10 protein-coding genes are annotated in these 7,161 nt (G+C 71.7%); 3 read left to right on the top strand and 7 right to left on the bottom strand.

Going from position 1 to position 7,161, the window contains the following annotated elements; genetic code table 11:
• Positions 1 to 69 precede the first annotated feature (69 nt).
• The 7 genes from ACWF79_RS34590 to ACWF79_RS34560 form a co-directional block, all read right to left on the bottom strand.
• The gene (locus tag ACWF79_RS34590; protein ID WP_453732146.1) at positions 70 to 1,590 is read right to left on the bottom strand and encodes a catalase; all 1,521 of its coding nucleotides are present in this window, start codon (positions 1,588 to 1,590) and stop codon (positions 70 to 72) included.
• A gap of 216 nt (positions 1,591 to 1,806) precedes the next feature.
• Complete coding sequence (locus ACWF79_RS34585; RefSeq protein ID WP_453732145.1) at positions 1,807 to 2,439, bottom strand: VanZ family protein; 633 nt, start codon at positions 2,437 to 2,439, stop codon at positions 1,807 to 1,809.
• 170 nt (positions 2,440 to 2,609) lie between these two features.
• The gene (locus tag ACWF79_RS34580) at positions 2,610 to 2,882 is read right to left on the bottom strand and encodes a GlsB/YeaQ/YmgE family stress response membrane protein (protein ID WP_453732144.1); all 273 of its coding nucleotides are present in this window, start codon (positions 2,880 to 2,882) and stop codon (positions 2,610 to 2,612) included.
• Between the two features lie 122 nt (positions 2,883 to 3,004).
• Complete coding sequence (locus ACWF79_RS34575) at positions 3,005 to 3,511, bottom strand: flavin reductase family protein (RefSeq protein WP_453732143.1); 507 nt, start codon at positions 3,509 to 3,511, stop codon at positions 3,005 to 3,007.
• A gap of 2 nt (positions 3,512 to 3,513) precedes the next feature.
• Positions 3,514 to 4,569 carry an iron-containing redox enzyme family protein gene (locus tag ACWF79_RS34570; protein WP_453732142.1) on the bottom strand — a complete coding sequence of 352 codons (1,056 nt, stop codon included), beginning with the start codon at positions 4,567 to 4,569 and terminating at the stop codon, positions 3,514 to 3,516.
• Positions 4,569 to 4,790, bottom strand: coding sequence for a CDGSH iron-sulfur domain-containing protein (locus ACWF79_RS34565; protein WP_453732141.1), 222 nt, complete (start codon positions 4,788 to 4,790; stop codon positions 4,569 to 4,571). Before ACWF79_RS34565 ends, ACWF79_RS34570 begins: the two co-directional genes overlap by 1 nt.
• Positions 4,774 to 5,442, bottom strand: a complete 669-nt coding sequence (locus ACWF79_RS34560) for a HemK2/MTQ2 family protein methyltransferase (RefSeq protein ID WP_453732147.1) — start codon at positions 5,440 to 5,442, stop codon at positions 4,774 to 4,776. Before ACWF79_RS34560 ends, ACWF79_RS34565 begins: the two co-directional genes overlap by 17 nt.
• Positions 5,443 to 5,650: 208 nt before the next feature.
• On the opposite strand from ACWF79_RS34560, the gene ACWF79_RS34555 reads away from it, so the two are divergent.
• From ACWF79_RS34555 to ACWF79_RS34545, 3 genes are all read left to right on the top strand, one after another.
• Positions 5,651 to 6,169, top strand: a complete 519-nt coding sequence (locus tag ACWF79_RS34555; RefSeq protein ID WP_453732140.1) for an SRPBCC family protein — start codon at positions 5,651 to 5,653, stop codon at positions 6,167 to 6,169.
• 59 nt (positions 6,170 to 6,228) lie between these two features.
• The gene (locus ACWF79_RS34550; RefSeq protein WP_453732139.1) at positions 6,229 to 6,408 is read left to right on the top strand and encodes a hypothetical protein; all 180 of its coding nucleotides are present in this window, start codon (positions 6,229 to 6,231) and stop codon (positions 6,406 to 6,408) included.
• A gap of 258 nt (positions 6,409 to 6,666) precedes the next feature.
• Positions 6,667 to 7,071: a hypothetical protein gene (locus ACWF79_RS34545; RefSeq protein ID WP_453732138.1), complete on the top strand. Its 405-nt coding sequence runs from the start codon at positions 6,667 to 6,669 to the stop codon at positions 7,069 to 7,071.
• Positions 7,072 to 7,161 lie beyond the last annotated feature (90 nt).

Raw genomic sequence — 7,161 nt, 5'->3', positions numbered from 1 at the left:
GGGGGGGGTGGCCCCGCGTTTCCGCCGGGCGCCCCACCGCACCGGGTCCAGCCCCGTCAGGCCCTGTCGTCAGGCCTTGTCCTGCATGGAGCTGCGCGCGGGGTTGCCCTGCTCCGCGGCCTTCGGGTCCTTCTCGTCGGCCTTCGCGCGGACGCCCTGGGCGATGCGGGCGCCCAGCTTCTCGTCGATGTTCCTCCAGTACTCGAAGGCACGCTCCAGGACCGGCTCGCTGACACCGTTCAGGAGGTGACCGACCACGTTGTCCACCAGGCGGTCACGGGCCTCGTCGTCCAGTACCTCGCGGACGAGGGTGCCCGGCTGGCCCCAGTCGTCGTCCTCCGGGTGGGAGACGTAGGCCGCGCGGGTGATCTCCCCGTCGGCGGTCCAGCTGGGCGGGGACCCGTACCGCTCCGTGTCGGCGGCCGGCCCGCCCTTGGAGTTCGGGGCGTAGACCGGGTCCGTCCGCTTGTGGTACGCCATCGCGCCGTCCTTCGAGTACGAGTGGACGTCGACGACGGGCGCGTTCACCGGGAGCTGCTGGTAGTTCGTGCCGAGGCGCGCGCGGTGCGCGTCCGCGTACGAGAAGAGCCTCGCCAGCAGCATCCGGTCGGGGCTCGGCCCGATCCCGGGGACCAGGTTGTTCGGCTGGAAGGCCGCCTGTTCGATCTCGGCGTGGTTGTCGGTCGGGTTCCGGTCGAGGGTCATACGGCCGACCGGGATGAGCGGATAGTCACCGTGCGGCCACACCTTGGTGAGGTCGAACGGGTTGAAGCGGTAGTTCGCCGCGTCGGCGTACGGCATGACCTGCACATGCAGCGTCCAGCTCGGGAAGTCGCCGTCGCGGATGTGCTCGAACAGATCCCGCGTGTGATAGTCCGTGTCGACGGCCGCCATCTGGTCGGCCTCGGCCTGGGTGAAGAACTCGATGCCCTGGTCCGTCTTGAAGTGGTACTTCACCCAGAACCGCTCACCGGAGGCGTTGATCCACATGTACGTGTGGGACGTGTAGCCGTTCATGTGGCGCCAGGTGCGCGGAATGCCCCGGTCGCCCATCAGCCACGTGACCTGGTGGGCGGACTCCGGCGAGAGGGTCCAGAAGTCCCACTGCATGTCGTGGTCGCGCAGGTTGTTGTCGGCGCGGCGCTTCTGGGACCGGATGAAGTGCTGGAACTTCATCGGATCCTTCACGAAGAACACCGGCGTGTTGTTGCCGACCATGTCGTAGTTGCCTTCGCTGGTGTAGAACTTCACCGCGAAGCCGCGCGGGTCGCGCCAGGTGTCCGGGCTGCCGCGCTCCCCTGCGACGGTCGAGAAGCGGGTGACGAGCTCCGTGCGGGTGCCGGGTTGGAACAGGGCCGCCTTGGTGTAGCCGCTGACGTCGTGCGTGACCTCGAAATGGCCGAACGCGCCGCTGCCCTTGGCGTGCGGCTGGCGCTCAGGGATCCGTTCCCGGTTGAACTGGGCCATCTGCTCGATCAGGTACGCGTCCTGCAGCAGGATCGGGCCACCGGGTCCCAGGGTGAGCGAATGTTCGTCGCTCTCCACCGGGGCGCCGGAGTCGGTCGTGGTGTGAGGTCGGTCCTCGGTCATCGGTCGGTCTGCCTTCCTTGTACAGATCTGCGGCGGACGTCTCGGCATGTCCACTCACCCGGCGCCGCCGCGGCAAACGTCTTTGCCGCGATCGGCTGCCCCGGGCGGGCGTCGGGGCACGTCGGAAGGGGCGGCGGCCTTCCGCCCCGCCCACCCCTCCAGCCTGGCCCGCCTGGGCCGAAGCCACCACCCGAGGGGCTCACCGGCGCGAGGCACCTACCCGTGCCCCTCCGACGTCGTCGCCGCCGGGCGGCCACGGCGCCGGAGCCAGCGGCGGCGGGGGCGGGGGTGGACCGCCCGGCCCAGGCGCCGGCCGATGAGCAGGTAGGCGAGCAGGGCGCCGGTGGTGTTGAGCAGGACGTCGTCGATGTCGAAGGCACGCCCCGTGATCAGGGCGCCCTGGATCAGTTCGACGAGGAACATCGTGCCGACCGTCACCAGCGCCACCCGGACCAGCCCACGGGTCCGGCGGGAGAGCAGGGGCAGCAGGAGGCCGAACGGCATGCCCAGCGCCACATTGCCGCCCAGCTGCTTGACCGTGTCCACGAAAGCAGGCTGCTCCAGATAGGCGCGGATGGAGCTGCCGGGCGTCAGGTTGCTGCGCGTGAGCGGTACGGACGCGGGTGACGCGTCGAGCGTGAGCCGCCCCAGCACGATGGCGAACCCCACCATGCCCGCCAGGGCGATCAGGCCGACCAGCACCCGGAGCGCCCGCGCGGGCCTGCGGCGGCCGGGCTCGTCGGCGGGCCGTGCAGGCGTCGCCGGGGCCGCGGGCGCCGCGCGCCCCGCCTCCGTCGTCGTCCCGCTCGCCCCCGTGACCCGTCGGTACAGAAATGCCTTGGCCTTCATGTCCCGTCCCCTCCACGGCCGCTCTCGACGTGGGACCCGAATACCCCGGAAGCGGCCGGGCACGCCGACCCGCGTCTGCCCGGTGGCCCGCACGGCCTCGCCCCGCACACGGTGTCCGTGTACGGGGCGAAGGGTGCCCGGGGCCGATGGTGACTGTCGGGCCCCGTCCGTCAGGCGTGGTGCGAACGGCGACCGGTGAAGGCCCGGAGTATCAGGAGCAGGACGACCGATCCGACGACCGCGGCGATCCATGTGGACAGCTCGAAGAATCCGTCGACGGCGTCGACCTTGAAGATCACCTTGCCGAGCCAGCCGCCGAGCAGGCCGCCGCAGATGCCGATGACCGTGGTGAGCAGCAGCCCACCGGGGTCCCGGCCCGGGGTCAGTGCCTTGGCGATGAGTCCGGCCAGCAGCCCGATGACGATCCAGGCGATGATTCCCATGAGTCCCTCGTCTCCTTGGCGTTCAGCCTTCTGTCCGGCTTCTACGTTCCGCCTCTCTTCTCGCATGTACGCCAAGGGCGTTCGCAAACATGTCCGGGCGAGGTGGCGTCTCCAGGGCCCGTTCAGGCGGGGTGGCCGGGCGAGAAGTGCGCGGCGTCGCTGAGGAGGAAGAGCCGCGGGCGGCTGTCCTCGGAGGAGGGCGGTTCCTCGGCAGGGCCTTCGGCGACCGGCGCGAGCAGGAAGCCGACATGGTCCCCGCCGTCGAGCCGCGCCTCCACGGTGCCGGTGAACCAGCCGGGGGAGTGCGCGAGGACGGGGCTGCCGGCCTCTCCGGGCCGCCAGTCCACGCGGGCGAACTTGTCGACGGCGTCGCCCGTCTCCTCACCGAACAGGCGCGCCGTGCCGCGCTGTTCGGGGCCCAGGAGATGGACCGTCAGATGCGAGGAGCGGCAGGCGACCCGGTAGGTGTGGTTCGCCCGGGACAGCCACACCACGAAGCGGGGCGGGTCGATCGAGCTCTGCGAGGCGAAGCCGACGAGGCAACCGGCCCGCTCGCCGTCCGGCGCCGTCGCGGTGACGACGTACATCGTGGGGTCGAGCTTCGACGTGAAGCCGTCCAGGCCGGCCACGGTCAGTCACCCGCCTCCCGCGGCTCGGGGCGGCTCGCCTCCGCCTCCGGCAGCGGGAGCCGGCAGGCGGAGCGGCCCGCCGACCAGGACGCGCGCAGGTGGGCGCCGAGCCGGTCCTCCAGCACCGCCGTCGCCGCGCAGCCGAAGGCGACGTCCGCCTCGAGACGCGGTTCGGAGGCCAGCAGTCCGCCGATGACCTCGCGCCGCACGACCTGCTCGTGGACGGCGTCGGCCTCCACGTGCTCGTCGTAGAAGCGTTCGGCCGCGGGACCCGCGCCCAGGCGGCGCATCGCGTGGGCCAGCCGTCGTGCGCCCGGTGACGAGGTGACCTCGACGTAGCCGAAGTGCCCCACCAGCGCCCCGCGCAGGGCGCGGTGCAGGCCGAAGAGGGACATGAGGTTGACGGTGGCCAGCAGCGGCGCGGGCGCGTGGTCGACGTACCGGCCGTACGTCGAGTCGAGCCCCAGATCGTCCATGAGGTCGGCGAAGAGCCGGGCATGGATGTCCGCGGGTCGCCCGGCGCCGAACTCGTCGTACTCGATCGCCACCATCCCGGCCTTGGCCCGCCCGGTCAGCCGGGGGATGACCCAGGCGTGCGGATCGGCCTCCTTGAGGTGGTACAGGGAGCGCAGGGCGGCGTACTCCCGCATCTGCCACAGCTCTCCCTCGGTCTCCAGGAAGCGGCTGACGCTGTCGCCCGGGTCGACCGGCTCGATCAGCAGCGGGCCGAACACCGCGTCCACCGTCCGGTCGCCGTCCGGGACGAGGGCGCGCAGGGCGTCCAGGAAGCGTGCCTCCATCCCCTGCCGCATGCGCAGCAGGTCCGGGTCCCACTCGCGGTCGTCGTCGACCCCCTCGAAGCCCCGGTAGTGCAGCTCGTACAGCAGGTGGAGGGCGAGCTGAAGGTCCTCGCCGAGGGGGTCGGCCGCCGGGAGCGAGCCGGGGGAGTACCGAGGCGGAGCGTTCGTCCGCAGGGCGGTCAGCACGGCACCGGACAGCTCGCCGCGTTCCTGGGCGAGGCGGGGGCCGGTACGCGTCGTCGTTACGGCCGAGGTCATCAGGGGTCCTCTCGTGCGGCGGGGCGCTCGCGGGGCCGGTGGCTGGTGTCGCACCACGGGTACGTACGGCTACGGCGGCAGGTGCACAGGGCGACCATGAAGCGGTCCGACCGGACCACCGTCCCGTCGTCCAGGGTCACCTCGACCGGCCCTTCGACGAGGACCGGACCGCGCGGGTCCATGACGACCCGACGCGTACCGCCTTCAGAGGCGCTGGGCACGGATGATCACCAACTCTTCCCACGTCTCGGAACTTCCGGCGATCCCCTCGCGCAGCAGCCAGTCGCGCCGGGACCGCAGCACGGGCCCCCAGGGGACGACGGCCCGCCGTGTCACCGCCGCCTGCAGTCCGGCCCGCTCCAGGTGCCGGAGCGTGGCTTCCGTACCGCACATCCCGGAGTGCACGAGCAGAAGGACACCGCCCTCTTTCAGGAGCGCGGGGGCGCGTGCGCAGATCCGGTCGATGACCTCCCGGCCGTCCCGGCCCGCGTCCCACGCGCGGGCGGCGCCGTGCGACGGGGGCCGCGGCGCGGGGGAGGGCACATAGGGAGGGTTGGCCAGGACGAGGTCGAAGCGCCGGCCCTGGGCACGGGCGGCGAAGTCCCCGTGCAGGACGCGCAGCGGGCGTCGTTGCCGCAGGGCGTTGACCCGGGTCGATATCACGGCCCGCCACGACACGTCGGTCGCGGTGACCCGCGCACCGGTGGCCGCCGCGCGCAGGGCGAGAGCACCGGTTCCGGCTCCGATCTCCAGGACCTGGTCATGCGGCCCGAGGTGTTCGTCGCCGAGAGCCTCGGCCAACAGCCACGTATCCCCTTGGGGGCGGTAGACGCCGGGCAGGGCGATCAGCCGAGCCGTCTCCGGCGGGGCCATGAGGCTGGTACTGGGCACCGGGCACCTCCGAGGTGTTGTCCACGGTCTGGGCGAACATCATTCCTGCCCGCGTGTTCCCCACCCCCGCCCCGCCATGCCGCCGGAGATCGGCGCAGTGAGGGGACTTTTACCGTGATTGAACTGTTCCGCGCCGGGCACGCGCGACACGAACGCAAGGAAGCGGAACCAACGGACGAGGAGATTTCTCGTGAGCATGGTGACGGAATCCATCGACGTCGACGTCCCGGTGCGCAACGTCTACAACCAGTGGACCCAGTTCGAGGACTTCCCGAACTTCATGGAAGGGGTGGAGGACGTCCGGCAGGTCGACGACCAGCACTGTCACTGGAGGACCAAGGTCGCCGGGGTCCAGCGGGAGTTCGACACCGAAATTGTCGACCAGCTCCCCGACGAACGCATCTCGTGGCGCACGGTGGGCGGTGACGTCAGCCAGAAGGGCGTCGTCACCTTCCAGCAGCTGGATGCGTCGCACACCCGCGTGAGCCTGGCCATGGACTTCCAGCCCGAAGGCATGGCGGAGCGGACCGGCGACGCCCTCGGCGTCCTCGACCGGCGCGTCAAGGGCGACCTGAAGCGCTTCAAGGGCTTCATCGAGGAGCGCGGCCACGAGACGGGCGGCTGGCGCGGCCGCATCGCCCCCGGCGAGAACCCCGTCCCCGGCCCCGGTCTGTACCCCACGGACCCGGAGGGCAGGCGCCTCGGCTGACCAGCCCCCACCATGGAGCTGTAGGCAGCACGAGCACCCGGGCCGAGGAGGTGCCCCCGATGGGCTACGTGAAGGGCGCGCTGAAGCGTATCCGCGGCATGATGAAGGACTCCGACGGCAAGGTCCTGCAGAACCAGGACCTGCGTGAGGAGGGCCGGCACCTCCAGGAGGAAGGCCGGGCCGAGACCGCGACAGCCCACCCCAAGCGAGGCAGGCACCGCCGGCCCTCGGACCTCTGACCCCGACCAGCGCCGCACCCACGCCGATCCGCGCATCTCGCGCAGGCCGGCGGGGGTGCGGCGCTCTCGTTCTTGTCACTGTGACCAGCGTCACACGATCGGCCCGTGATGATCCGCGTGCGGGATCCGCTTGACCATCCGGTGGGTCCACCGGAGCCACCGCCACGTGTCGAGGCAGGGGTGATCAGGATGGACCACGGGGTACGGGCGCCGCGGGCAGCCGAGATGGAGCAGCACGCGGCCGAGTTCGTCAGACGCGTGACCGCGAGAAACCGCCTGCCGCTGGACTACGGAGTGGCGAGCCTCGGCGTCGTCGACCGGATCGTCGACGGCCTGCGCCGCGGCGGCGCCCGGCGTCAGGAGGTGGCCGGGCCGTTGCTCGGCCTTGGCGCGTACGTCGGCGAGGTCCTGGCGCGCCAGGCCGGCGCGGAGTGGGTGGACCTGCCGGTGGACCACCCGCTCCGCACCGCCTTCGAGCAGCCCGTCGCCGTCCGGATGCCCGACGGCCGACTGTGGAATCCCTTGGGCCGGACCGTGAACCGCTTCGTGATCGGCCCCCAGGAATCCCTTCAGACGTACTTCCTCACCCTGCACGGACGCCGGTCGGCACGGCCGCGCCGCAGCGGCTGCCCCTCCGCCGGGCTGACAGCGGGTGTGTGCTGACGGCCTGGCACCCCAACGAGACGCCGAGAAGCCGCGAAAGGGACAGGGAGCCGCCGGGGACCCGCGGACACCACCGCACCGGCCCTGACC

The organism is Streptomyces sp. NPDC054975 (assembly GCF_053609105.1).
The sequence above is the reverse complement of the archived record's forward strand: the minus strand, read 5'-3'. Positions and strand labels throughout refer to the sequence as shown.